This window comes from Streptomyces sp. NBRC 109706 (assembly GCF_000974485.1).
Classification (GTDB): Bacteria; Actinomycetota; Actinomycetes; order Streptomycetales; family Streptomycetaceae; genus Streptomyces.
Genome location: NZ_BBOM01000007.1, coordinates 56,769 through 81,543, shown reverse-complemented (window position 1 = coordinate 81,543; position 24,775 = coordinate 56,769). Strand labels below are relative to the sequence as shown.

The 24,775-nt window shown below is 72.3% G+C and carries 20 protein-coding genes; 10 read left to right on the top strand and 10 right to left on the bottom strand.

From position 1 onward, the window contains the following. Positions 1-31: 31 nt before the first annotated feature. The gene (locus AOM46_RS14575; protein ID WP_062211121.1) at positions 32-880 is read right to left on the bottom strand and encodes an NAD(P)-dependent oxidoreductase; all 849 of its coding nucleotides are present in this window, start codon (positions 878-880) and stop codon (positions 32-34) included. Between the two features lie 173 nt (positions 881-1,053). Between AOM46_RS14575 and AOM46_RS14570 the strand changes: the two genes are divergently transcribed. From AOM46_RS14570 to AOM46_RS34590, 5 genes are all read left to right on the top strand, one after another. Then, on the top strand, positions 1,054-1,983 hold the full coding sequence (locus AOM46_RS14570) for a 5-dehydro-4-deoxyglucarate dehydratase (protein WP_062211118.1): 930 nt from the start codon (positions 1,054-1,056) through the stop codon (positions 1,981-1,983). After that, a complete protein-coding gene (locus AOM46_RS14565) occupies positions 1,983-3,206 on the top strand; it encodes a hypothetical protein (RefSeq protein ID WP_062211116.1) in 1,224 nt (407 codons plus the stop codon). The genes AOM46_RS14570 and AOM46_RS14565 overlap by 1 nt, the downstream gene beginning before the upstream one ends. A 163-nt stretch (positions 3,207-3,369) precedes the next feature. Continuing rightward, positions 3,370-4,779: an NCS2 family permease gene (locus AOM46_RS14560; RefSeq protein WP_062211109.1), complete on the top strand. Its 1,410-nt coding sequence runs from the start codon at positions 3,370-3,372 to the stop codon at positions 4,777-4,779. A gap of 88 nt (positions 4,780-4,867) precedes the next feature. After that, positions 4,868-5,344, top strand: coding sequence for an NUDIX hydrolase (locus tag AOM46_RS14555; RefSeq protein WP_199823975.1), 477 nt, complete (start codon positions 4,868-4,870; stop codon positions 5,342-5,344). 107 nt (positions 5,345-5,451) lie between these two features. Next, positions 5,452-7,437 (top strand): serine/threonine-protein kinase, encoded by a 1,986-nt coding sequence (locus AOM46_RS34590; RefSeq protein WP_062211103.1) that lies wholly within the window; start codon positions 5,452-5,454, stop codon positions 7,435-7,437. 30 nt (positions 7,438-7,467) lie between these two features. Here the strand turns inward: AOM46_RS34590 and AOM46_RS14545 are convergent, their stop codons facing one another. Next, a complete protein-coding gene (locus AOM46_RS14545) occupies positions 7,468-8,238 on the bottom strand; it encodes an IclR family transcriptional regulator (RefSeq protein WP_062211101.1) in 771 nt (256 codons plus the stop codon). Between the two features lie 138 nt (positions 8,239-8,376). Here AOM46_RS14545 and AOM46_RS14540 point away from each other — a divergent pair, with 138 nt between their 5' ends. Next, entirely contained in the window at positions 8,377-9,906 is a 1,530-nt protein-coding gene (locus AOM46_RS14540) for an aldehyde dehydrogenase (NADP(+)) (protein WP_062211098.1), read from the top strand. A gap of 218 nt (positions 9,907-10,124) precedes the next feature. Continuing rightward, positions 10,125-12,086, top strand: coding sequence for a PhoX family phosphatase (locus AOM46_RS14535; RefSeq protein ID WP_078856828.1), 1,962 nt, complete (start codon positions 10,125-10,127; stop codon positions 12,084-12,086). Between the two features lie 107 nt (positions 12,087-12,193). Here AOM46_RS14535 and AOM46_RS14530 read toward each other — a convergent pair whose 3' ends face one another. The 3 genes from AOM46_RS14530 to AOM46_RS14520 are packed head-to-tail and all read right to left on the bottom strand — an operon-like array spanning position 12,194 to position 14,791. Next, positions 12,194-13,186 carry a zinc-binding dehydrogenase gene (locus AOM46_RS14530; protein ID WP_062211096.1) on the bottom strand — a complete coding sequence of 331 codons (993 nt, stop codon included), beginning with the start codon at positions 13,184-13,186 and terminating at the stop codon, positions 12,194-12,196. A 36-nt stretch (positions 13,187-13,222) separates the two neighbouring features. Continuing rightward, the gene (locus AOM46_RS14525) at positions 13,223-13,570 is read right to left on the bottom strand and encodes a MerR family transcriptional regulator (RefSeq protein ID WP_107080077.1); all 348 of its coding nucleotides are present in this window, start codon (positions 13,568-13,570) and stop codon (positions 13,223-13,225) included. A 6-nt stretch (positions 13,571-13,576) separates the two neighbouring features. Beyond that, positions 13,577-14,791 carry a hypothetical protein gene (locus AOM46_RS14520; protein ID WP_078856827.1) on the bottom strand — a complete coding sequence of 405 codons (1,215 nt, stop codon included), beginning with the start codon at positions 14,789-14,791 and terminating at the stop codon, positions 13,577-13,579. A 314-nt stretch (positions 14,792-15,105) separates the two neighbouring features. On the opposite strand from AOM46_RS14520, the gene AOM46_RS14515 reads away from it, so the two are divergent. Continuing rightward, a complete protein-coding gene (locus AOM46_RS14515) occupies positions 15,106-16,461 on the top strand; it encodes a serine/threonine-protein kinase (RefSeq protein ID WP_062211093.1) in 1,356 nt (451 codons plus the stop codon). 174 nt (positions 16,462-16,635) lie between these two features. On the opposite strand, the gene AOM46_RS14510 is transcribed toward AOM46_RS14515, so the two are convergent. From AOM46_RS14510 to AOM46_RS14490, 5 genes are all read right to left on the bottom strand, one after another. Continuing rightward, positions 16,636-17,052, bottom strand: a complete 417-nt coding sequence (locus tag AOM46_RS14510; protein ID WP_062211090.1) for a PPOX class F420-dependent oxidoreductase — start codon at positions 17,050-17,052, stop codon at positions 16,636-16,638. Between the two features lie 99 nt (positions 17,053-17,151). After that, complete coding sequence (locus AOM46_RS14505) at positions 17,152-18,183, bottom strand: LacI family DNA-binding transcriptional regulator (RefSeq protein ID WP_062211088.1); 1,032 nt, start codon at positions 18,181-18,183, stop codon at positions 17,152-17,154. 51 nt (positions 18,184-18,234) lie between these two features. Continuing rightward, positions 18,235-19,122: a carbohydrate ABC transporter permease gene (locus tag AOM46_RS14500; protein WP_062211085.1), complete on the bottom strand. Its 888-nt coding sequence runs from the start codon at positions 19,120-19,122 to the stop codon at positions 18,235-18,237. Continuing rightward, positions 19,119-20,066 carry a carbohydrate ABC transporter permease gene (locus tag AOM46_RS14495; protein WP_062211083.1) on the bottom strand — a complete coding sequence of 316 codons (948 nt, stop codon included), beginning with the start codon at positions 20,064-20,066 and terminating at the stop codon, positions 19,119-19,121. The genes AOM46_RS14500 and AOM46_RS14495 overlap by 4 nt, the downstream gene beginning before the upstream one ends. After that, positions 20,063-21,343: an ABC transporter substrate-binding protein gene (locus AOM46_RS14490; protein WP_062211080.1), complete on the bottom strand. Its 1,281-nt coding sequence runs from the start codon at positions 21,341-21,343 to the stop codon at positions 20,063-20,065. The genes AOM46_RS14495 and AOM46_RS14490 overlap by 4 nt, the downstream gene beginning before the upstream one ends. Positions 21,344-21,484: 141 nt before the next feature. Between AOM46_RS14490 and AOM46_RS14485 the strand changes: the two genes are divergently transcribed. Continuing rightward, entirely contained in the window at positions 21,485-23,506 is a 2,022-nt protein-coding gene (locus AOM46_RS14485) for a beta-galactosidase (RefSeq protein ID WP_062211076.1), read from the top strand. 108 nt (positions 23,507-23,614) lie between these two features. Beyond that, positions 23,615-24,748 carry an arabinogalactan endo-beta-1,4-galactanase gene (locus tag AOM46_RS14480; RefSeq protein WP_370592709.1) on the top strand — a complete coding sequence of 378 codons (1,134 nt, stop codon included), beginning with the start codon at positions 23,615-23,617 and terminating at the stop codon, positions 24,746-24,748. Positions 24,749-24,775 lie beyond the last annotated feature (27 nt).

Below are 24,775 nucleotides of genomic sequence, written 5' to 3'. Positions count from 1 at the left end.
GGGGCCGGTGCGGCCCCGGCCGCCGGCGGGGTCAGTGCGGCCAGATGGGCGGGTCGGTGACAAACGCCCCGCCGAGGTGGGCCTGGTCGGGCTTGCCGGTGTCCAACTCGCCGTGCGCGGCGATCACTTCGGCGGCGAACACCTCGGAGTCGTCCTCGGAGACATAGCCGAGCGCCTCGGCCGGCGCCAGGTCCCAGACCCTGCGGGTGTTGTCCGAGGAGCCGTAGACCACGGTGTGGCCGACGTCGGGCGCGCTGATCGCCGCGTGGAAGAGCCGGGCTCCGTCGGCGGGGCTGAGCCAGACCGACAACATCCGGGCGGAGGTGATCTTCGGGAAACAGGAACCGATCCGGATGGAGACCGTTTCCAAGCCGTACTTGTCCCAGTAGAGCTGCGCCAGATCCTCGCCGAAGCACTTGGAGAGGCCGTAGAACGTGTCGGGCCGATGCGGGATGTCGACCGGGATCGGGGCGTCGCCGGGCCGGGGCCACGGGGTGAGGCCCACGGCATGATTGCTGGAGGCGAAGACGATCCGGCGCACGCCCTCCTCGCGGGCCGCCTCGTAGAGGTTGTAGGTCCCCTCGATGTTGGCGCGCAGGATCTTCTCGAAGGACGACTCCAGGGAGATACCGGCCAGATGCAGAATCGCGTCGGCGCCGCGCACCGCCTCGCGCAGCGCGGCCCGGTCGGCGAGATCGGCCACGATCGCGTCCGGATCGCCGGGTGTCGGGACCATGTCGAGCGAGCGGATCCGGTAGCCGTGCGGGGGAAGCAGCTCCCGCATCAGCGTGCCGACGATGCCCGAGGCGCCGGTGAGCAGAACGGTGGACGGGGTGTCCGTCTGTTCGGCATCTCGTTCAACGGGCTGATCTGCCGGCATGAGTTCCCCATCTCCGTGGCACCGCCGAATGGCTCCGCTTTGTTGGCCCACGCTATGCGTTGACCTCGGGCTCGTCAACGGTTGGGTTGACCGGCCAAACCAGGCTCATCTAGCGTTAGTTGTTCAGGAGTATGGACAGTGGTCATCATCATGCACGGTCGGAGAGAGGCACTATGACCGAAGGCACCCTGGCTCAGCGGTTGGACGGCCTGTTGTTCTTCCCCGTGACGGCCTACGGCCCCGATGGCTCGCTCAACCTTCCCGCCTTCCGCGCGCACCTCAGGGCCGGCGTCGACGCGGGCGCGGGCGCGGTCTTCGTCTGCTGTGGCACCGGGGAGTTCCACGCCCTCACCCCGACGGAGTTCGCCGAGTGCGTGGCGACGGCCGTCGACGAGGTCGCGGGCGCGGTGCCCGTGGTGGCCGGCGCCGGCTATGGCACCGCGCTGGCGGTCGAGTACGCCCGGCTGGCCGAACAGGCCGGCGCCGAGGGCCTGTTGGCGATGCCCCCGTATCTGGTGGTCGCCGACCAGCGCGGCCTGGTGGCGCACTTCGCGCGACTGGCCGCCGCCACCTCGCTTGAGGTGATCGTCTACCAGCGCGACAACGTCGTGCTGACGCCCGCCGCCGCCGTCGAACTGGCCGCCACCCCCGGCATCGTCGGGCTCAAGGACGGGCTCGGCGATCTGGACCTGCTGCAGCGGATCATCTCCGCCGTGCGCACCGCCCACCCCGACCGCCCGTTCCGCTACTTCAACGGACTGCCGACGGCCGAGCTGACCAGCCTCGCCTACCAGGGCCTCGGCGTGCGGCTCTACTCGTCCGCCGCCTTCGCCTTCGTGCCCGAGGTCGCGCTCGCCTTCCACCGCGCGCTGCACGAGGGCGACGAGGAGACGGTGCGCCGGCTGCTCGACGGCTTCTACCGCCCGCTGGTCGAACTGCGCGACCGGGGCCGGGGCTATGCCGTCTCCCTGGTCAAGGCCGGGGTGCGGATGCGCGGCCTGGACGTGGGGGAGGTGCGGTCGCCGCTCTCCGAGCCGCTGCCCGAGCATCTCGACGAACTGGCCGGGCTGATCGACCACGGCCTCGGGCTGGTGAACGGCTGATGCGCGCCGGCACCTTCGTCTACCCCTGGGACATCGTCGGGGACCCGGCGGCCGCCGAGCGGATCGCCGCGCTCGGCGTGCGGCAGGTCACCCTGGCCGCCGCCTACCACTCCACCCGCGCGCTGACCCCGCGCCATCCCGCGCACCGGATCGTCACCGCACGCCACTCCGCCGTCTACTACCCCTGGGACCGGGCGCGCTGGGCGGAACACCGGCTGCGCCCCTACGACCAGGGCTGGATCGCGGACGAGGACGCCTACGGCCGGGCCGCGTCGGCGCTCGCCGAGGCCGGTCTTGAGGTGCACTCCTGGGTGATCCTGGCGCACAACTCCCGGCTGGGGGAGGAGCATCCCGAGAGCACGGTGGTCAACGCGGTGGGCGACCGTTACCCCTGGGCGCCCTGTGTGGCCAGGCCCGAGGTGCGCGCCTATGCCGAGGAGTTGGCCGCCGAGGCCGCGGTGCGGCCCGGCACGGCCGGCGTCGAGCTGGAGTCCTGCGGCTGGTACGGCCTCGACCATCTGCACGCGCACGACAAGATCGGCGGCGCCGCGCTCGGCGGCGTCGGCGGGTTTCTGCTGTCGCTCTGCTTCTGCGCGTTCTGCGCGGCCGGCTATGCGGCGGCCGGCGCCGATCCCGAGCGGTTGCGGGCGTCGGTCCGCGCCGCCCTGGCGCCCTACTGGGCGGGCGTTGCCGGGCCGGCGCCCGCCGGGCGGGACGCCGAATGGGCCGGGGTGGTCGCGGCGCTGGGCGCCGAGCAGGCCGAGGCGGTGGCCGACTGGCGGCTGCGGACCGCCGACGCGTTCCAGCGGGCGACGGTCGCGGCGGTGCGGGCCGAGGCGGCCCGCCTCGGCGCCGGCGACTTCCGGGTGCTGTTGCACGCCGATCCGGCGCCGCACCGCTGCGGCGCCAACGTCGGGGTGCTGCCGGGTGGCGTGTTGGCGCACGCGGACGGCGTGGTGGTGCCGTGCGCGGGGGGCGCGGCGGCGCGGGACGCGGCGCTCACGCCGTTTGTCACGGAGCGTGGTGGCGAAGACGCGCCCCGTCGGGTGATCGCGGCGAACTTCCCCGTGGTCGCGGGGATGGGCGGCTCGCCCGGCACCCTGGCCGCCGACGCGGCGCACGCCGCTGAGCTGGGCGCCGACGAACTTCGGCTCTATCACGCGGGGTTGGCCACGGAGGAGGATCTGCGGGCGGTGCGCGCGGCGCTCGAAGCACTGGGCTGAGCCGCGGGCAAGATCATCGGGGCCGGGAGACCTCGGCGGAGTTCCCCCAGGAGGACGCAATTCCGTAACGGTGTTGCCCATTGTTAGACGCACCAAACCCAGAAACCCCACTGAGCGGGCAGAATCCCTGAGTCCCCAAACTCGCTCAGTCAAGGATTCAACAATGCCGGTAGATCGGCTGACAAAACTGGACAGCTTCTTCCAGATCTCGGAACGCGGGAGCACCCTCGGTCGTGAGGTGCGCGGCGGCTTCGCCACGTTCTTCACCATGGCCTACATCCTGGTGCTGAACCCGATCATCCTCAGCAGCGCCACCGATGTGCACGGTAACCAGCTCTCCCTGGAGCAGGTTCTGACCGTGACGGCCCTGGTGGCCGGCATCATGACCGTGCTGATGGGGATCACCGCCAACCTGCCGCTGGCGTTGGCCGCCGGTCTCGGGATCAACGCGATGGTCGCCTTCCAGATCGCGCCCCGGATGAGCTGGCCGGACGCCATGGGCCTGGTGGTGCTGGAGGGGTTGCTGCTCTGCGTGATCTCCTTGACCGGCTTCCGTGAGGCCGTGATGAACGCCATTCCGATGGCGCTCAAGCAGGCGATCGGCGTGGGCATCGGCCTCTTCATCGCGCTGATCGGCTTTGTCAACGCCGGCTTCACCGTGGGACACGAGGGCTCCCCGCCGCTCACCCTGGGCGGCGACGGCGAGTTGGCCGGCTGGCCGGTGCTGGTCTTCTGCCTGGGTCTGCTGCTGACGCTGGCGCTGCTGGCCCGCAAGGTCAAGGGCGCGATCCTGATCAGCATCGTGGCGATGACCGTCTTCGCGATGGTCGTCCACGGCATCGCCGATATCGACGACGGTGCCTGGGGTCTCACGGCGCCCAGCTGGCCGGATGCCCTGGTCGCGGCGCCCGACTTCAACCTGGTGGGCGAGTTCAGCCTGTTCGGCGCCTTCGGCGAGGTCAGCGCCATCACCGTGGTGCTGATCATCTTCACGCTGTTCCTGACCGACTTCTTCGACACCATGGGCACCGCCGTCGGCGTCACCAGCGAGGCGGGTCTGTTGGACGAGAAGGGCCGGGTGCCGCGTCTTGGCCGGCTGCTCTTCGTCGACGGTCTGGCCGCCGCCGCCGGTGGCGCCGCCTCCGCCTCCTCCAACACCTCCTATGTGGAATCGGCCGCCGGCGTGGGCGAGGGTGCCAGGACCGGCTTCGCCAACCTGGTCACCGGAGTGCTCTTCGCCGCCGCGCTGTTCTTCTCGCCGCTGGCCACCGTCGTCCCGGCCCAGGCCGCCGCGCCCGCCCTGGTCGCGGTCGGCTTCCTGATGATGGTGCAGGTCGCGAAGATCGACTGGGCGGACCACACCCTGGCCATCCCGGCCTTTGTCACCATCGCCGTGATGCCCTTCACCTTCTCCATCACCAACGGTATCGGCGCCGGCTTTGTCGCCTATGTGGTGCTCAAGTGTGTCACCGGCCGTGTGCGCGAGGTCAACTGGCTGCTGTGGATCACCGCCGGGCTGTTCCTGATCTACTTCGCGATCGACCCGGTCCAGCAGGTGCTCGGCGTCAACTGACGCGCGCCGACGCACCCTTTGTCCCTACCCTGATGCTCCTGGCCGACCCGGGCCAGGAGCATCGGCGGGTAGGGAAGGGACAGGTGCCGTGCGCGCTTCGGGACGGGTGCTGCTGGTGGACGGACGGGAGCGGCTGCTGCTCTTCCGCTCCACCGACGAGACGGGCGCCGACCCGCACTGGATGACGCCGGGCGGGGGAAGGCGCCGCCGGGAGAGCCTGGCCGCCACCGCCGCCCGGGAGCTGTGGGAGGAGACGGGACTGCGGGTGCCGCCCGCGGAGTTGGGCCCCCGCGTCGCCTGGACCGGCGGGTTCGCCGATCTCGGCTGGCGGGCCGGCCACTTCGAGGACCACTTCTTCTTCCTCCGGGTCGACCGCCACGAGGTGGACACCCGGCATGCGGAGAAGCACGAGCGCACCAGCCTGGCCGAGCACCGCTGGTGGCCGGTGGACGCGCTGGCGACCGGCGTGGAGCCCGTCGTGCCGTCCGGAGTGGCGCCGCTGGTCGGCGAGTTGCTGGCCGGCCGCATCCCGGCCGAGCCGATCCGGCTCCCCTGGCACCACTGATCCGTTCCCCCCCCCCGCCCTCGCGTTCACCCCCGCTTCACCCCCCTTACGCTGGCGTCGGGTTCGCGCCGCGCCGCACAGCGCGGCAGGGGAGGGGAAACAGGCACATGAAGCCGTTGACGGCGGGGGATCCACGCCGGCTGGGGGACTACCAACTGCTCGGCCGGCTCGGCGAAGGGGGCATGGGGGCGGTCTGTCTCGCCAGGTCGAGCCGGGGCAGAACGGTCGCGGTCAAGCTGGTGCGCGGCGATCTGGCCAGCGATCCGGACTTCCGCGAGCGGTTCGCCCGCGAGGTCGAGGCCACCCGGAGGGCCGGCGGCCAGTGGACGGCCGAGGTCCTCGACGCGGAGACCGGCACCGACACCCCCTGGGTGGCCACCGACTACATACCGGGACCCTCGTTGCACGAGGTGGTGGCCGAGACCCATGGCCCCCTGCCGGAGCGGAGCGTCTGGCTGTTGGCCGACGGACTGGCCCGAGCGCTGCGGGACATCCACCGGGTCGGTCTGGTCCACCGCGACCTCAAACCGTCCAATGTGATGATCACGATGGAACGGCCGCGGGTGATCGACTTCGGCATCGCCCGCGCCGTCGAATCGGCCGGCGGCACGCTCACCCGCACCGGAATGCTGGTCGGATCGCCCGGCTTCATGTCCCCCGAGCAGTGCCGTGCCGAGGCCGTCACCGCCGCCAGCGACATCTTCACGCTGGGCGCGGTGTTGGCCTTCGCCGCCACCGGCCGCTCGCCCTTCGGCTCCCGCGACACCTCGCCCCATGTGCTGCTGCTCCGCATCGTGCAGGGCGAGTTCGACCTCACGGGCCTGCCGGACGAACTGCGCGCGGTGATCGCGTGGTGCCTCGCCGCCCGGCCGGCGGACCGGCCCACGGCCGACGCCGTCATCGAGCGCACCGCACCGCACCACGACGGTGAGCCCTGGCTTCCCGGCACCCTGCTGGCCGCCCTCGGACAGCGGGCCGTCCAACTGCTCACCGCCGAGACCCCGGACGCGGCCCCCGGTCCCGAGGAGCCCCTGCCCGTCCCGCCCCCGCCCCCGTCGATCCCACCGGCCGCGCCGCAGGCCCCCGTCCGTCGGCGCGCGCGATGGCTGGTGCCTACGGCCGTCGCCGTGGCGCTGGCGCTGGGCGCCGCGTTGGCGGTCAGCCTCTCCGGCGGCGACGACCGGGACGGCGACCCCGTCGCCTCCGACACCGGCTCCGCCGAGGAACCCGGGGCGCCGGAGGACGCCGTGGACAACGGGATCCCCGAGGAGGAGCTGCGGTCCGACTTCGGCTACACCTATGTCGACGAGGGAGCCGCCTATCTCGGCACCTGGGAGGGCGTCTGGACCAGCGAGACCCGCTCGGACGTCGGGGTCTTCGGCCGGTTGGTGGTCGAGGAGATGGACCAGGGCGTGGGCAGCGGCACCCTCCGGCTGGCCAGGGCCGAGACCGGCACCTACTGCGAGCTGCGCTGGACCTCCGAGCGCAGCACCCGCCCCGACGAATGGGCCGTCGTCCGCGACACCGAGGTCGAGGTGGTGCGCACCGTCCCCGCGTACCAGGAGGAGCACTGCTGGCCCGAGGGGCAGGCCCTGGTGCTCAAGCAGTACGACGGGGAGCCGGAGCCCGAGCTGGCCTGGTGGGTGCCGAGCAGCGGCCAGTCCATCGACATGGTGCGGGTCCCGGAGGACGACGAGCTGGGCTTCCCGCCGGTGACCGGCAACTGGTCGATCGCACCGGCGAGTCTGGCCGCCCTGGGGGTCCCGGCCGGCGGGGACGATCCCTACCGGGTCACCCTGCGCTCCGCCGCGCCGGGCCGGACGGCCCTGGAGATCCGCCCGCCCGCCTCGCTGGACAGCGCCTGCGTCTGGGACGCGCTGCTGGTCACCTCCCAGGACGAAGGGGAGACCGTCCTGTTGACGGCGCCGGTGCCGACCTCCCGGGTGGACGTCGAGTACGACCCCGAGGTCTGCGCGGTGGCCGACGATGTGGTGCCGATGCTGCTGTCGAGCGAGGACTCCTTCGCGACCGTGATGCTGCGTGCCATCGACCGCGATCCGGACCGGATCGTCACCCTCACCAGGGAGGAGTGACCGGGTCGGGCCCCTGGCGGCCCGGCCCGCTCAGAGGTGCCGGGTGGCCAGGCTCAGCCGGTCGCGGGCGTCGAAGAGCGCTTCCTTGATCAACTGCTCGTGCCCCGGGGTGAGTCGGGCCACCGGCACCGAACAGCTGATCGCGTCCCTGGCCGGGGCGCGGTAGGGGATGGCGATGCCGAAGCAGCGCAGCCCCAGGGTGTTCTCCTCGCGGTCGATGGCGTAGCCGCGCTCCCTGACCTGCGCCAACTCCGCTATCAGCGCCTCCCGGTCGGTGATGGTGTGCTCGGTCAGCCGCTCCAGCGTCGCCGGCAGCATCGCCCGGACCCGCTCGTCCGGGTACGTGGCGAGCAGCGCCTTCCCCAACGAGGTGGAGTGCGCGGGGAGTCGACGGCCGACCCGGGTGAACGGGCGCAGGTAGTGCTCGGACTGCCGGGTGGCGAGATAGACGACGTTGATGCCGTCCAGGCGCGCCAGGTGGATGGTCTCGCTGGTGTCCTCGGCGATCCGGTCCAGCGTGGGGCGGGCCGCGGCCACCGCCTCGTCGCCGTCGATATAGGAGGTGCCGACGAGCAGCGCCCGCACGCCGATGCCGTAGCGGGTGCCGGTGGCATCGGTCTCCACCCAGCCCAACTCGACGAGGGTGCGCAGCAGCATGTAGAGGGAGGACTTGGGGTACCCGACGGCTGTCTGGACGTCGGCGAGCGAGTGCATCCCGGGACGACCGGCGAAGAACTCCAGCAGTTCCACCGTGCGAACCGCTGACTTGACCTGGGCACCGCCCGTCTCACCGGCTGACATCGACCTTGACCCCTTTGTTCGCAACGCTATAGAGTCCCAAGGAATTCACATATCGGGACGATGTTCAGTATCTCGAACGGTACGCACTATAGCGAACCTCGTCCCTCCCGGAGCAGCCGTTCAGGAGGATCGATTCCGGTGGCAGTACCAGTGTGGAGCGTGGACCCCCGATCCGGAAACCAGCGTGAGCAAGTGGCCTTCGAGGCCACCGCCGGTGAGGTGGACGCCGCGGTCCGTGCCGCCCACGCGGCGCGGGGCGCACTCGCCGACCGGGACGTCCGGATCGCCCTGTTGCGCGCCGCCGCGGAGGAGTTGACGGCCGACGGCGAGCGGATCAGGGCGACGGCCGACGCCGAGACGGCCCTGGGCCAGGTCCGGCTCACCGGCGAACTCGGCCGCACCACCGGCCAGTTGCTCTCCTTCGCGGACGAGATCGAGGACGGCGGCTACCTCGACGTGATCATCGACCACGCCGACGACTCCCTCGCCCCGCCCCGCCCCGACCTGCGCCGTTACAAGATCCCGGTGGGCGTGGTCGCGGTCTATGCCGCCTCCAACTTCCCGTTGGCGTTCTCCGTGCCCGGCGGGGACACCGCCAGCGCGCTGGCCGCCGGCTGCCCGGTGGTCGTCAAGGCGCACCCCGACCATCCGGCCACCTCCGAGCTGGCCGGGGCCGCGCTGCGCCGGGCCGCCGTCCGGGTCGGCCTGCCGGCCGAGGTGGTCACCGTGCTGCACGGTTTCGAGGCCGGCGTCGAGCTGGTCAAGCATCCGCTGGTCTCGGCCGCCGGGTTCACCGGCTCGGTGCGTGGCGGGCGCGCGCTCTTCGACGCGGCCGCGGCGCGGCCGACCCCGATCCCGTTCCACGGCGAGCTGGGCAGCCTCAACCCGGTGGTGGTCACCGAACGCGCCGCCGCCGAACGGGCCGACGAGATCGGCGCCGGCCTGGCCGGCTCGATGACGTTGGGCGTCGGCCAGTTCTGCACCAAGCCGGGCCTGGTCCTGGTGCCGGCCGGCGAGCCGGGCGACGCGCTGGTCGCCGCCCTGGCCAAGGCCGTCGCCGATGTCGCCCCCGGGGTGCTGCTGGACGGACGGATGCGGGACGCCTTTGTGGCCGGCGTCGCCGCCCGGGCGGAACTCGACGGCGTCCAGGCCCCCGTCGCCGCCGGCGGCGACGAGGAGCGCAAGGTCGCCCCCGGCTTCCTGACCGTGGACGGCGAGCGGTTGACCTCGGCCGGGGACCACGATCTGTTGCTGGAGGAGTGCTTCGGCCCGCTGACGGTGGTCGTCCGCTACGCCGACGCCGAGCAGTTGACCGTCCTCCTCGGCCGCTTCCCCGGCAACCTCACCGCCACCCTGCACCTGGGCGCCGACGAGGCCGGGGACCCGGCCGGCCAGGGCGCCCAACTGCTGGCCGCGCTCACCCCGTTGGCCGGCCGGGTGCTGGTCAACGGCTGGCCGACCGGCGTCGCCGTCACCCCCGCCCAGCAGCACGGCGGCCCCTACCCGGCGTCGACCTCGGGATCCACCTCGGTCGGTGCCACCGCCATCGAGCGCTGGCTGCGGCCCGTCAGTTACCAGAGCGCCCCGGCCGCGCTGCTCCCCCCGGAGCTGCGCGACGACAACCCGCTGGGCGTCCCCCGCCGGGTGAACGGCACCCGGCAGGTCTGAACGCGGGCTTGAACCCGGGCCTGTACCCGGGCTTGACCGCAGGTCCGAACGCGTCCCCCGGCCACCGCCGGTACGCGCGGTTGAGTGAACCGGCACGGTGAATCAGCCGTATGTGCGGCGGTGGCCGCGCGTTCACCTTGGTGGTCAGTTTGCGCCATTGTTGACTCCTAGCCTCACCGGAACATCTGTTCCGCCACATCAGCACGTGAGGACTCGCGATGTCAGCACAGCACCCGGTCACCCCGGTGACCGATCCGGATGACGTCAGCTCCAACAGCTCCGACAACCCGTCCTTCGGCGAGGTGGTCCAGCGCCGGATCTCCCGGCGCGACACGCTGCTGGGCGGCACGGCCGCGGCTGCCGCCTTCCTGATCGGGCCGGCCGTCGGCGGCGCCGCCGCGGCGACGCCCGCCGCCGCGCCGGCCCGTCCGGGCGGCGGGCGTGGCCGCCCCGGCGGCCGGCCGCTGTTGGGCTTCACCCCGGTGTCCACCAGTGACGCCGACGCGTTCGTGGTGCCGGACGGCTACCGGGCCCAGGTGCTGATTCCCTGGGGCACCCCCGTCCGCCCGGACGGCCCCGCCTGGCGCAAGGACGCCGGCAACACGGCGGAGGAGCAGGCCCAGCAGGTCGGCATGAACCACGACGGGATGCACTTCTTCCCGCTCGGGCACGGCCGGGAGGGCAACCGGCGCGGGCTGCTGGTGCTCAACCACGAGTACATCGACCAGGAGTTGCTCTTCCCCGACGGGCCCGCCGAGATGACCCGGGAGAAGGTGGCCAAGGCGCTGGCCGCGCACGGCGTCTCGGTGGTCGAGATCGAACGACGCGCGGACGGCAGCTGGGAGACGGTCAACTCGCGGCTGGCCCGCCGGGTCACCGGCGACACCCCGGTGAAGTTCTCAGGACCGGTCCGCGCCGACCACCCCGAGCTGCGCGCCGAGGGCCAGCCGCGCGGCACCCTCAACAACTGTTCGCACGGCGTGACTCCCTGGGGCACCTACCTCGCCTGCGAGGAGAACTGGAACAGCTACTTCGGCACCGAGGACGAGAGCTGGGAGCCGACGCCGGCCCAGGCCCGCTACGGCGTCGCCGCCGCCGGCGGTGGCTACGACTGGCATCTGGCCGACCCGCGTTTCGACCTCGCCGCCAACCCCGGCGAGATCAACCGCTTCGGCTGGATCGTGGAGATCGACCCGAAGAAGCCCGACTCCACGCCGGTCAAGCGCACCGCGCTCGGCCGCTTCAAGCACGAGGGCTGCACCGTCACCGAGTCCAGGGGCCGCGTCGTCGCCTACAGCGGTGACGACCAGGACGGCGACTACATCTACAAGTTCGTCGGCAGCGGCAACTGGCGCCTCCAGCGCGCCCTCGGCCGCAGCCCGCTGGACCACGGCACCCTCTATGTCGCCAGCTTCAAGGACGACGGCAAGGGCGAGTGGCTGCCGCTGACCCACGGCCGGGGCCCCCTGACCCGCGCCAACGGCTGGCGGGACCAGGCCGATGTGCTGCTGCGCACCCGCGAGGCGGCCGACGCGGTCGGCGCCACCAAGATGGACCGCCCCGAGTGGATCACCATCAACCCCAGGAACAACGACGTCTACTGCACGCTGACCAACGGCAGCGGCTGGGACGCGGCCGTCAACCCGCGCAACCCCAACCCGTACGGTCATATCGTCCGTTGGACGGAGAAGCGGCGCGACCACACGTCGACCACGTTCACCTGGGACATCTTCGTCCTGGCCGGTGACCCTGCCTACGACGACCAGGTCGACCTGGACGAGACCAATATCTTCGGCTCGCCCGACGGCGTCTGGTTCGACAACGACGGCCGGCTGTGGATCCAGACCGATATCTCCAACTCCTCCCAGCATCTGGCCGACAAGGGCTACGACAACATCGGCAACAACCAGATGCTGGCCGCCGATCCGGAGACCGGCGAGATCCGCCGCTTCCTGACCGGCCCCCGGGGTTCCGAGATCACCGGTGCCACCGCCAGCCCCGACCAGCGCACCCTCTTCGTCAACGTCCAGCACCCGGGCGAGGCCACCGTGCACTGGGGCGAGCCGAGCCCGGAGAACCCCAGGGCCGTCAGCAACTGGCCGGACTTCGACCCCGAGGGCCGCCCCCGCTCCGCCACCGTCGCCATCACCCGCGTCGACGGCGGCGTCATCGGCGCGTAGCGCTCCCGCGCCGGGCCCGGCGGCGCACCACGGCGCGGTCCCCGGCGGCGACATGCACCCGGGGACCGCGCCGGCGCGCACGCCGGCGCGGCCTCTTTCGGTCGGTGTCAGGGGACAAGGGCGTGTTTGCCCTCGGTGCGGCCGCCGGCCAACTCGGCCAGCACGGTGGGGCCCGCGGCGAGGGGGTGGAGGGTGGGCGTGCCGGGTGGGTAGACGCCCTGCTCGACAAGGGCGCGGAGTTCGGTCAGGAGGGAGCGGTACAGCGCCGGGGCCAGCTCGGCCAACGCGCCGATATGCAGGCCCTTGAGCTGCGCCCGGTGGCGGAAGACCAGGTCGTGGGTGGTGAGTTGGGCGTCGCCCGAGGCCGCGCCGAAGACCACCACCCGGCCGAGGAACGGCTTGGCGACGGCGAGGCTGGCCGCGAACGTGGTCCGGCCGACGGACTCCAGGACCAGGTCGACGCCGCCCGTCAGATCGGTGATCGCCTCGGCCAGGTCGGGCCGCGCCGCGTCGAGGACCGCGTCGGCGCCCAGCGCGCGAACGGTGGCGTGCTTGGCCGGTGAGGCCGTCGCGACCACCCGCGCACCGTAGTGGCGGGCGAGCCGGACCGCGGCCTGGCCTACTCCGCCCGCCGCCGCGTGCACCAGCACCGTCTCGCCCGGCGCGACACCGCCCAGCGGCCGGAGCGCGGCCAGCGCCGTCGCCCAGTTCAGCACCAGGCCGAGGGCCTGGGCGTCCGTCCACCCGTCGGGAACGGGCAGTGCCCCGGCCGCCGGCATCGTCAGATACTCGGCGAAGGCACCGGCGCCGGCCCCCACGACCACCGTGCCGACCGGCAACGGGGCGGGGACGTCGGCCCCGACGGCCACGATCTCGCCGGCCGCCTCGAAGCCCGCGACATAGGGCGGCCGAGGGCCGTCTCCGTAGGCGCCCCGGCTCTGCGTCACATCGGCGAAGTTGACGCCGGCGGCGCCGACCCGGACCAGGTACTCGCCCGGCCCCGGATCGGGGCGGGGACGGTCGTGGACGAGGACCAGATCCTCCGGGCCGGCGGTGGAGCGTTGGACCAGGGCGCGCATCGTGGTGCTGCTGTTCTCCATGCGCGGCACCGTAGAAGCCTCACGCCTGCGTCAGGGTCAAGCCCCGGAGTCGCGGAGGAAGGCGTCGAGCGCGGCCTGGCGCGCCTGGAGTTCGGCGATCCGGGCGGCGAGCCGATCCCGGTAGCCGGCGACCTCGGCCAGGAACTCGGCCTCCGACACGGCGCGCCCGCCGTCGTCGACGGCCGGCAGTGCCTCCCTGACCAGCCGCACCGGCAGCCCCGACGCCAACAGCGCGCGGACGGTGCGGACCCGGTCGATGGTCGGCCGGCAGTAGTCGCGGTATCCATTGCTGTGCCGCCCCGGGACGATCAACCCCTCGTCCTCGTAGTAGCGCAACGCCCGCACGCTTACGCCGCTGACCCGGGCGGCCTCCCCGATCCGCATCGTTCGCTAGCGGGCTTCGCCGGAGCCGGCGACCGGCGTGAACGGGTTGGGCGGCTCGCCGCTCCAGCGGTGGAGATGCACCTCGCCCTCCTGACCGGCGTCGGGCACCGCGCGCCCCCGGGCGCCGTAGTAGTAGCCGTCGCCGAGGGATTCCAGCCCGTAGGAGGCGTCGAAGTCCCAGCCCCAGACATCGGTGGCCTCGTCGTGCAGGCCACGCGGCAGCAGACTCAGCAACGTGCCCTCCTCGTACTCCGGTTGGCCCACGATCTCGCCGCGCTCCGGCCGCTCGGCGCCCTCCACCATGAAGAGCGGGTAGTTGGGGAACTCCTCCTTGACACCCGGGTAGACGGCCAGCAGCCAATGGCCCGTGTGCTGATCATATTCGAGGTTCTGCACGCCATAGGTGGTGTTGCCGGTGTGCAGGAAGTACTTCTCCTCCACCGAGCGGGGCCCGCTGCGGTGCGGGTCCACCTGGCTCAACGGCCGCTCGTAGCGCCGCCAGTCACGCGTGTCGTACTCCAGGATCACCTGGTGGTCGTTGTCCGTCCGCTCCGTGTTGGAGTACACCCCGTAGGCGACCATCAGCTTCTGCCGCCCGCCCCAGCGGTCCCCGAAGGACGGCCCGAACGAGACGCCGTCGATGCCGCTGCAGCCGTACCGGTGGTCGGCCGTGTCACCGGTGTCCCCGTCGAAGACGCCGTCACCGTCCATGTCGGCGGTGAAGTCCTCGACCACCTCCGCCAGATGGACGGTGGTGAGGACGCCGTCCGTCTCGGCGTCCATGCCGATCCGGTCGATCGCGGCCACGTCGAAGACGGCGATATAGAAGGCCTCCTCGGCCTTGTACTCCAGGGAGCCGTAGACCCGGCCGTCGCGGCGGTTGAGGTCGATGTCGCCGAGATGGCCGGTCAGGCCCTCGACGGTGCCGATGACGTTCCCCGCGAGGTCGGTCTTGACGAACATCTGGGTAAAAGACCAGTAGACCAGCTCGTTCTCGGTGTCCACCACCACGCCTTGGACATGGCTGGTGGGCCAGGTCCCGCCGTTGATGTACTCGGGCCAGCGGGGCTCGGGCGGGAGATGGGCGGCGGCCGGTGTCTCCTCGACCACCGGTGGGGCGCTGGGGGCGGGCTGCGGGGCGGCCCCCGCGGTGGGCGTCGTCGCGATGGCCAACCCGGCGGCGGCGAGGGCGGCGACAAGGATCAACCTGGCCTGAGACACGCGCTTCTCCCATGGTGTGACGGCATGACGAGCCAAGGGAACGGTAGGAAGCACGCGTTATCGGCTTCCCCGCCCCGGGCGACCAGCGGATAACGACGTCGTGAACACGCGAACGGCGAAGCGGCCCCGGGCCGGCCCGGCTCGCCGAACTGCGCCTTACCGTAACCGATTCGTTGTAGAACTGGAACCGTTTCCGGGGGCGGCGGCGGTGGCGGCGACGGGGCGGCGACAGGGCGGGGACGAGCAACCGCTTGTGTGGGCCGCCGAGTTGGGCCAATCTGAACCCCCGTCTGATACCCGGGGGGTTGCGGTAGATGCGCGGAACGTTGCTGGACGGCCGATACCGGATCACCGACCGCATAGGCGCCGGCGGGATGGGCACCGTCTGGGAGGCGTGGGACGAACGCCTGGGCCGCTCCGTCGCGGTCAAGACGCTCACCGGTCTGCCGGACGAGGTCGGCGAGGAGCTGCGCGCGCGGTTCGAGCGGGAGGCGCGGCTGGCCGCCGGGCTGGCCAGCCGTCAGGTGGTGACCATCCATGACTTCGGGCGCACCCGGGTCGACGACCGACAGGTGCTCTATCTGGTGATGGAACGCCTCCATGGCCGGCCGATGTCCGTCGGCGCGCCGTCGCCCGGTCTGGACGACATCGTCCGCTGGGGCGGTGACGTGTGCCGGGCGCTGGAGGCCGCCCACCGCGCCGGGGTGGTGCATCGGGACCTCAAACCGTCGAACGTCCTGGTCGACGCGGAGGGACGGGCGGTGGTCCTCGACTTCGGCGTCGCCCGTTTCCTCGGCGACGCCACCGAGTTGACCCGGCTGACCCGCACCGGCGCGGCCGTGGGCACGCCCGCCTATATGTCGCCCGAGCAGTGCCTCGGCGCCGAGCGTATCGACGCGCGGTCCGATCTGTACTCGCTCGGCTGTCTGCTCTACGAACTGCTCACCGGCCGCCCGCCGTTCGTCAACGGCCTGGTGCATGTGGTGCTGCGGATGCATATCGACGACGCGCCCGTGCCGCCGAGCGTCCTGCGGCCGGGACTGCCCGCGGCCTGGGACGCGTTGGTGCTGGGGCTGCTCGCCAAGCGGCCCCAGGACCGGCCGGCCGACGCCGCCACCGTCCGCGCGCGACTGTCCGCGCTGCCCACGGCGACGGCCACCGCGTCGGCCCGGACGGTCACCACCCATATTCCGCCGCCACCGACCCTGCGCCCCGGCCTTCCGACGGTTCCGCCCCCGCCACCGGAACGCGCCACCCCTGGCCGGGGGTTGGTGATCACGGCCGCCGTGGTGGGGTTCCTGCTGCCGAGCATGTGGTGGGGGTACATGGGGAGCGGTTGGGGCAACGGTCCCAGGCAGGAGGCTCTGCTCGCCCTGCTGGTGGGCGGCGCCCTCGCCCTCGCGGCCTACCGGGCGCGGCCCGAACTGGCCGGGGGACGGATCGCGCTCGCCACCTTCCTCGCCCTGGCGCTCGGGTTCGCGGCCGGCGGCCTGGTCCACTCGTTCGACGACGGGTCCAGGATGGGGCACTTTCTGGCGTGGCTGCTGGTGGCGGCCGTCGTCTCGCTCGCCCTCCAGCACTTCCTGGCGCCCCGCGCGCGGCATCCGCTGCCGCCGGGGCGTCTGGGCACCGCCCTGCGGCTCAACCAGGGTCGGCCGGCGGACTGCTGACGGGCGTCGGGCCCTGGGCCCCGTATCTCTGGAGCTGGTGGAACGTGGGGGACCGGTCCTATCTGCTGCGGTTCTACCTCCTGCTGGTGATCGTCCTCGTCCTGCACGCGGCGCTCTCCGCCCGGCTGATCCGCCGCTGGGCACCGCGCTGACGGCCCGTTCCCGTCCGGGTCCTCACCCGGCGTCGCCGGTCTCCGGGGAGTCGGGGGTGTCGAAGTGGACCGCCACCGCGATGCCGCGCCGGGTGATCCTCGGCACCACCCGGGCGAGCAGGCTGCCCAGGCGCATCATCCGGTACCGGCGGGACAGCACGGCGCGCGCCGCCCTGCTCTCCTCCGCGTCCAGGACCCGCGCGGTCGCGCGGTGTTCGGGGGTGCCGGGGCGCACCCGGCCCCGGATATCGCAGACGGTCACGGTGACGTCGGCGGTATGCCGCAGACGCTTCACCTTGCCGCTGTCGTTGTTGGTCCAGAGCACCATCCGCTCGCCGTCCGGGGCGAGCCACACGGGGGTGGCGACCGGGACACCGGTGCGGCGGAAGGTGGTGAGGTTGACGTAGCGGGCGGCGGCCACGTCCTCGGGAATGCTCACGGCGAACTCCGTCAGTTGTCGGGCGGCCAGGGCGCCCCCCGCGACGCCGGGGCGGCCCGTGGAAGATCACGGAATCCTACGGGAGTTGACCGAGGGACGTCATGCCGAGTCGCGGACCACCAGCTCGGTGGGGAGGATCACCGCCGAGGTGTCCTCGCCGGCGATCCGCGCCAACAGCACCCGGACCATCTCCTGGCTGATCCGGTCCCAGGGCTGGCGGACCGTCGTCAGCGCCGGCCGGCCGGCCAGCGCGGCGGACGAGTCGTCGAAGCCGCCGACCGCCACATCCCCCGGCACCCGGCGCCCGGCGCGGTCCAGGGCGTCCAGCGCGCCGCGCGCCATCAGATCGGAGGCCACGAACAGCGCGTCCAGATCCGGGTGTCGGGCGAGCAGCTGCTCGGCGGCGACGGCGCCGCTCTCCCGCCCGTAGTCCCCCGTGGCCACCAGCGTCTCCTCGAACGGGAGGCCGGCTTCGTCCAGCACCTCCCGATAGCCGGCCAGCCGCTGCACCCCGCCGGGGGTGTCCAGCGGCCCCGTCACCGTGCCGATCCGGCGCCGGCCGTGGGCCACCAGATGGCGCACCATCAGCCGGGCACCGTCCCGGTCGTCGGCCGCCACATGCGCCAGCCGGCCGGCGCGCGGATCCATCGGCTGGCCCGAGGCGACCACCGGGATCCCGGCACGGGTGAGCTGGGCGGCCACCGGATCCCCCGTGTGGCTGGAGACCAGCAGCACCCCGTCCACATGGCCGGCCGTGACATAGCGGGTGATCCGCCGCTGCTCGTCCCGCGAGCCGGCGATCATCAGCAGCAGCGGGATGTCGTGTGCCGCCAGCGCCTGGGTGCAGCCGCGCAGCAGCACATTGAAGTTGGGGTCCTCGAAGAACCGCTCCTGCGGCTCGGTGAGCAGAAACGCCACCGACCCCGACCGGCCGGTGATCAGGCTGCGGGCGGCCCGGTTGACCACATAGCCCGTCCTGCGGATCGCCGCGTTGACCGCCTCCGTGGCCGCCGGGCTGACATGGTGGCCGCCGTTGAGCACCCGCGAGACCGTCCCGCGCGAGACGCCCGCCTCGCGCGCCACATCGTGGATCGTCGGCCGCTGACGTCTCACCGGATTGCCCATGGTCACGACTCTACGGCGACCGACTGACAGCCGTCGTCCCAGGTCCGCCGGGTGCGGTCAGGACTTCACCGCGCCGGAGAGGAGGTCCAGGCTCCAGAACCGTTGGACGACGAGGAAGAGCAGGATCAGCGGCAGCACCGCCAGCAGGGCGCCGGTGATCACCAGGGTGTAGAGCGCCGGCGTCGTCGAGCCCTGGTTGAGGAGGGTGAACAGGCCCAGCGTGATGGGGAACTTCTCGTCGTCGCTGAGCATGATGTACGGCAGCAGGAAGTTGTTCCAGATGGCGACGAACTGGAACAGGAAGATGGTCACAAGACCCGGCACCATCATCGGCAGGGCGACCGCGCGGAAGATCCGCCACTCGCCCGACCCGTCCATCCGGGCCGCCTCGACGACATCCTGCGGGATGGCGGCGGCCGCGTAGATCCGGGCCAGATAGATGCCGTAGGGGGAGAGCAGCACCGGCAGCAACACGGCCGCCCGGCTGTCGGTCAGATGGACCTCGGCCAGCAGCAGGTACTGCGGCACCGCGAGGATCACCGGCGGCATCAGCACCCCGGCCAGCAGCACGTTGAAGACGGTCTCCCGACCGGGGAAGCGGTACAGCGCCAGCGCGTAGCCGCCCAGCGCGGAGACCGCGCAGGACAGCAGCGCGCCGAGGCCCGCGTAGAGTGCGGAGTTGGCCATCCAGCGCCAGTAGATCCCGTCCCGGTAGCCGTTGAGGTCCGAGACGTTGTCCAGCAGTCCGCCGCCGGGCGCGAAGGTGAAGGTCGAGAACAGCTCGTTGCCCGCCTTGGTGGCGGCGATCACGACCCACGCCACCGGCAGCAGGCAGTAGAGGGCGCCCAACAGCAGCGCGGCCGTGGGCAGCAACGCGATCCGGCGCGGACGGCGGACGTCCGCCGACGCGGTCCTGGCGGTCACCGAGGTGGTCGGGGCGCTCATCGGGCGTTCTCCTCGCGGCGGTTGCGGGCGGTGGCCAGCCGCAGAAAGCCGAACGACAGGGCCAGGGTCACCAGGGCGATCACCACGGCCGTCGCCGCGGCGGCATGGATGTCACCGCCGGTGAAGGCGTCCTGGTAGACCTTCATCAGCGGCGACCAGGTGGTGGACAGGTTGTTGGTCAACGGGCGCAGGGTCGTCGGCTCGTTGAAGACCTGGAGCGTGGCGATGATCGAGAAGAAGAAGGTGAGCACCAGCGACGGCAGCACCATCGGGATCTTGATCCGCAGCGCCGTCTGCCACGGGGTGCAGCCGTCCAGCCGCGCCGCCTCGTGGACCTCGGCCGGGATGGCGCGCAGCGCGGTGTAGATCACGATCATGTTGAACCCGGTGCCGCCCCAGATCGCGATGTTGGCCAGCGCCCCGTAGAGCGGGGCGCCCTGGAGCAGATCGGGGGCCGGCAGCCCCACCGCCTCCAACGCGTCGGTCAGCGGGCTGACCGAGGGGAGATAGAGAAAGCCCCAGAGCAGCGCCGCGATCACACCCGGCACGGCATACGGCAGAAAGATCGTCAACCGGCCGAAGCGGCGCCCGCGCACCCGCTCGTCGTCCAACAGCAGCGCGAAGAGCAGCGCCAGACCCATCATCACCGGCACCACGATCATGCCGTAGCCCAGCACCCGCAGCGCGCCGTCCAGCAGCTCGGAATCGGTCAGCGCCCGCCGGTAGTTGGCCAGCCCAGCCCACACCTCGGCGCGCCCGTCGGGGCCCAGGCCCAGGCCCCTGATCTCGACCTTCCGCACGCTGAGATAGAGCGCGTAGCCGATCGGCAGCGCGAAGAAGAGGAGGAACAGGACGGCGGTCGGGGCGAGGAAGCCGTAGGGGGCCGCCCTGGCCGACGTGCTCCGCCCGCGACGGGCGCCCGTCCCGGCGCCGCGCGCGCTCACTGGACGACCTCGAAGCCGAGCCGGTCCATGTCCTCGAACGTGGTCTGTTGCATGACGGCCAGGGCCTCCTCGAACCCGGCGCGGCGGCCGGCCGCCGCGCCGAAGGCGTTGTTGAACGCGCTGTAGGCGACGGTGACGTTGGGCCCCCAGGCGGCGGGGGCCGAGCCCTCGGCGACCTCGGCGACCGTGTCGTAGAAGTCGGGCTGGTTGGCGAAGAACGGGGGCGGCTCGGCCAGGGCGCCGCCGGACCGGGCATCGGTTGCGGCCGGATAGATGCCGCAGACCTGCACCAGGGCGGTCAGCGCGGCGGGATCGGTGTTGAGCCAGACGGCGAACTCGGCCGCCTCGGCGCGGTGGTCGGAGTCCGTGGTGACGGCGGTGGTGGAGCCGCCCCAACTGCCGGTGACGTTCTCGCCGGCCTCCCACTGCGGCAGCGGCGCCGCCGCCCAGGAGCCCTCGGTGTCGGGGGCCGCCGTGGCCAGGGTGCCGGGCGCCCACACGCCGCTGATCCAGGCGATCTGGTCGCCCTCGTTGAGCGCCTGGTTCCAGGCGGGCGTGTACATGGGCTGGTTGTCGACCAGTTCCTCGGCGACCAGCCGCTCCCAGAAGGCGCTCACCCGGCGGCCGGCTTCGTCGTCGATGGCCACCCGCCAGCGGTCCGTCTCGGTGGTCCACCACTGGGCGCCGGCCTGCTGGGTCAGCCCGGCGAAGAGCCCGGCGTCATTGGCGGAGAACGTGGTCAGCCGGCGGTCCGGATCGATCTCGCGCAGTTCGCGGGCGGTCCGCTCGAACTCGTCCCAGGTCTCGGGCACGGTCAGGCCGAACTCGTCGAAGAGGTCGGCCCGGTAGAAGAACAGCAGCGGGCCGGAGTCCTGGGGGAGCGCGTAGACCGCGTCGGTGCCGAGGGTGACCTGCTGCCAGACGGCGGGGGTGAACGCGTCCTCGGCGTCGGCCACCTCCTCGGAGATGTCGGCGGTGACATTGTTGCTGGCCAGCGTCGGCAGCGCCTGGTACTCGGCCTGGACGAGGTCGGGCGCGGTGCCGGCCTGGGCGGCGGTCACCGTCTTGGTGACCAACTCGTCGCCGCTGGCCTGCTTCTTGACCGTGACCTGAATGTCCGGGTTGGCCTCGTTCCAGAGCTCGACGACCTCCTCCATGCCGGGCGCCCAGGCCCAGTAGGTGAGGCGGACGGTGCCGTCGTCGGACGCGCCGCAGCCGGCGAGCGCCGTGGCCGCCAGCAGCGTCGCGGTGACGGCGGCGATCGCTCGGTGACGCATGTTCCCTCCCGGGCTATGACTGTGAACGTGCACAGTGAAGAAATGTTTCAGCCACTTGTCAACCGTTGGGTCTCTGTTGTTTCGTGGTGGAGCACGGTGGATTCATTCTGTGCACGTTCACATGGATCTGGAGAGAAGCTGATGCCGCACGCCACCCCCAGGGGTCCCCGCCGGCTCGCCTTCGGCGGCGACTACAACCCGGAGCAGTGGTCCGAGGAGGTGTGGGCCGAGGATGTCGCGCTGATGCGCGAGGCGGGGGTGAACCTGGTCAGCCTCGGCATCTTCAGCTGGGCCCGCCTTGAGCCGCGCGAGGGCGAGTACGACTTCGGCTGGCTGGACCGGGTGATCGAGCTGCTGCACGAGGGCGGCATCCGTATCGACCTGGCCACCCCGACCGTCGTCCCGCCGGCCTGGTTCTACCGGGCGCATCCGGAGGCGCTGCCCGTCAGTCGGGACGGCACCCGCTGGGCCTTCGGCTCGCGCGGCGCCATCTGCCACAGCTCGCCCGCCTATCAGGAAGCCGCCGCGCGGATCACCCGCGCGCTCGGCGAACGCTACGGTGAGCACCCGGCGGTGGTCATGTGGCATGTGCACAATGAGTACGGAGTGCCGGTGCTGGAGTGCTACTGCGATATCTCCGCCGCCGACTTCCGCCGCTGGCTGGCCGAGCGCTACGGCACCGTCGACGCGCTCAACTCCGCCTGGGGAACGGCCTTCTGGGGCCAGCTCTACGGCGACTGGGAGGAGATCCAGCCGCCCCGACTCACCCCGACCGTGGCCAACCCGGCGCAGCGCCTGGACTTCGCCAGGTTCGCCAGCGACAGCGCGCTGGCCAACTTCGGGCGCGAACGCGACCTGCTTCGGGAACTCTCCCCGAACGCGCCCGTGACCACCAACTTCATGGTCTCGCCCACCCAGTGCGACACCATCGACTACTGGGCCTGGGGCCGCGAGGTGGACCTGGTCACCAACGACCACTATCTGGTGGCCGAGGAGCCGCGCAACCACATCAACCTCTCGATGGCCGCCGACCTCAGCCGCTCCGTCGGCGGCGGGCGGCCCTGGCTGCTGCTGGAGCACTCCACCAGCGGCGTCAACTGGCAGCGGCGCGGGATCGCGAAGCGGCCGGGTGAGATGGCCCGCAACACGCTGGCCCATGTGGCGCGCGGCTCCGAGGGCGGGATGTTCTTCCAGTGGCGCGCCTCCCGCGCGGGCGCGGAGAAGTTCCACTCGGCGATGCTGCCGCACGCCGGCACCGACAGCCGGATCTGGCGCGAGGTGGTGCGCCTCGGCGCCGATCTCGACCGGCTGGCCGAGGTGTGGGGGAGCCGCACGGTGGCGGACGCCGCCGTGGTCTGGGACTGGCAGTCCTGGTGGGCGCAGAAGCTGGAATGGCGGCCCAGCGAGGAGTTGGACACCAGGGAACGCGCCGAGGCGTACTACGCGGCGCTCTTCGACCGGCACCTCACCGTCGACTTCGTGCCGCCCGAGGGCGAGTTGGCGGCGTATCCACTGGTGGTGGTGCCCGCGCTCTACCTCGCGACGGCGGCGGCCGGCGAGAACCTGCGCCGCTATGTGGCGGGCGGCGGCACCCTGGTCGTCTCCTACTTCTCCGGCATCGTGGACGAACACGACGCCGTGCATCCCGGGGCGCATCCGGGCGCGCTGCGCGAGGTGCTGGGGCTGACCGTGGAGGAGTTCCAGCCGCTGCACGCCGGCCGCAGCGTGCGGCTCACCGGGCCCGACCGGGCCGAACTCACCGCCGAACGCTGGGCGGAGACGGTGCTGCTCGACGGTGCCGAACCCGCGTGGCGCTACGCGGACGGGCCGGCCGCCGGCGGGCCCGCCGTCACCAGGCACCAGCTGGGCGAGGGCACCGCCTGGTATGTCTCGGCCCACCTCGGGCGGGACGATCTGGACGCGGTGCTCGCCGCCGCCTCGGCGGACGCGGGGCTGCCGGAGCACGACCCGCTGCCGCGCGACCTTGAGGTGGTGCGCCGCCGGGGCGAGCGGGGCGACTACCTGTTCGCCATCAACCACGCCGACGCGGAGGCCGCGCTGGAGCTGACCGCGCCGGGCGAGGAACTGCTCACGGGGGAGCGCGTGACGGGGAAGCTCGCCGTGCCCGCCGGGGAGGTGCGCGTGGTGCGCGTCGACCGCTGACCTCCGGCGCGGGCGGCCGCCGGGGCGGCCCGGGCGGCCGGGCCAGCCTCCTGGATCTTCCATCACCAGATGTATCGACCAACTCGGTATCGGACAGAGGAGTTCGAGATGAGCACCAGCAGGCGAACCGTCCTTCGCGCATCGGGCGCCGCGCTCGCGGCACCGCTGGCCTGGCCGCTGCTCCGGGGCGGGGCCGCGCACGCCGCCCCGGCCGCCCCCGCGGCCGACGCCCCGATCAGGGGCGTGGACGTCTCCTCGCTGCCCAAGGGCGAGGACCTGGGCGCGGTCTTCCGGCACGCGGACGGAACGGCCGACGACGCACTGCGCATCCTCCAGGGGAACGGCGCCAACTGGGTGCGGCTGAAGGTGTGGGTGAACTCCCCGGACGGCTATCACGACACCGCGCGGGTCGCCGGCCTGGCCGCCCGGGCCCACGCCCTGGGGATGCGGACGCTGGTCGACTTCCACTACTCCGACAGCTGGGCCGACCCCGGGCAGCAGCACAAGCCGGCGGCCTGGGCCGGACTGGACGCGGCCGGGCTCGACCAGGCCGTCCGCGACCACACCCGCGCCGTGCTGGGCGCGCTGGCCGACCAGGGCACCCCGGCCGACATGGCCCAGATCGGCAACGAGATCAACGCCGGGATGCTCTGGCCCGACGGCTCCAGCGACAACTTCGACCGGCTCGCCGAACTGCTCACCGTCGGCGCCGAGGCGGCCAGGGAGGTGTCCCCCCACACCGCCCTGGCGCTGCACCTGGCCGAGGGCGGCGACAACGGCGGCACCCGCTGGTGGTTCGACAACGCCGTGGCCAGGGACGTGCCGTTCGACGTGGTCGCGCTCTCCTTCTACGGCTACTGGCACGGCACCCTGGCCGAGTTGGACCACAACCTCCGCGATGTGGTGGCCCGTTACGACCGGGATGTGCTGGTGGCCGAGACCGCCTACCCGTTCCGGTTGGGCAGCCACGACGGCCACGCGGACATCATCGGCGAGGAGTCCCAACTGGTCGCCGGCTATCCCGCCACCCCCGAGGGACAGCAGCGCTGGCTGCGCGACATCTGCGCGGTGGTCGCCGGCGTGCCCGACGGACGGGGCCTCGGCGTCTTCTACTGGGAGCCGGCCTGGACCGCCGTCGCCGGCAACGGCTGGGACCCGGCCGACCCGTCCTCCGGCAACGCCTGGGAGAACCAGGCCGTCTTCGACTACGACGGCCGGGTGCTGCCCGCCGCCGGCTGGTAGACCACCGGCCCCGGGTGGGTTCGCGCT

What these genes read in the sequence shown, in the direction of transcription:
- AOM46_RS14515 (WP_062211093.1), top strand. Translation starts at nt 15,106, where the DNA reads ATGCGCGGAACGTTGCTGGACGGCCGATACCGGATCACCGACCGCATA.
- AOM46_RS14565 (WP_062211116.1), top strand. Translation starts at nt 1,983, where the DNA reads ATGCGCGCCGGCACCTTCGTCTACCCCTGGGACATCGTCGGGGACCCG.
- AOM46_RS14545 (WP_062211101.1), bottom strand. Translation starts at nt 8,238, where the DNA reads ATGTCAGCCGGTGAGACGGGCGGTGCCCAGGTCAAGTCAGCGGTTCGC.
- AOM46_RS34590 (WP_062211103.1), top strand. Translation starts at nt 5,452, where the DNA reads ATGAAGCCGTTGACGGCGGGGGATCCACGCCGGCTGGGGGACTACCAA.
- AOM46_RS14535 (WP_078856828.1), top strand. Translation starts at nt 10,125, where the DNA reads ATGTCAGCACAGCACCCGGTCACCCCGGTGACCGATCCGGATGACGTC.
- AOM46_RS14525 (WP_107080077.1), bottom strand. Translation starts at nt 13,570, where the DNA reads ATGCGGATCGGGGAGGCCGCCCGGGTCAGCGGCGTAAGCGTGCGGGCG.
- AOM46_RS14560 (WP_062211109.1), top strand. Translation starts at nt 3,370, where the DNA reads ATGCCGGTAGATCGGCTGACAAAACTGGACAGCTTCTTCCAGATCTCG.
- AOM46_RS14530 (WP_062211096.1), bottom strand. Translation starts at nt 13,186, where the DNA reads ATGGAGAACAGCAGCACCACGATGCGCGCCCTGGTCCAACGCTCCACC.
- AOM46_RS14490 (WP_062211080.1), bottom strand. Translation starts at nt 21,343, where the DNA reads ATGCGTCACCGAGCGATCGCCGCCGTCACCGCGACGCTGCTGGCGGCC.
- AOM46_RS14570 (WP_062211118.1), top strand. Translation starts at nt 1,054, where the DNA reads ATGACCGAAGGCACCCTGGCTCAGCGGTTGGACGGCCTGTTGTTCTTC.
- AOM46_RS14485 (WP_062211076.1), top strand. Translation starts at nt 21,485, where the DNA reads ATGCCGCACGCCACCCCCAGGGGTCCCCGCCGGCTCGCCTTCGGCGGC.
- AOM46_RS14500 (WP_062211085.1), bottom strand. Translation starts at nt 19,122, where the DNA reads ATGAGCGCCCCGACCACCTCGGTGACCGCCAGGACCGCGTCGGCGGAC.
- AOM46_RS14480 (WP_370592709.1), top strand. Translation starts at nt 23,615, where the DNA reads ATGAGCACCAGCAGGCGAACCGTCCTTCGCGCATCGGGCGCCGCGCTC.
- AOM46_RS14575 (WP_062211121.1), bottom strand. Translation starts at nt 880, where the DNA reads ATGCCGGCAGATCAGCCCGTTGAACGAGATGCCGAACAGACGGACACC.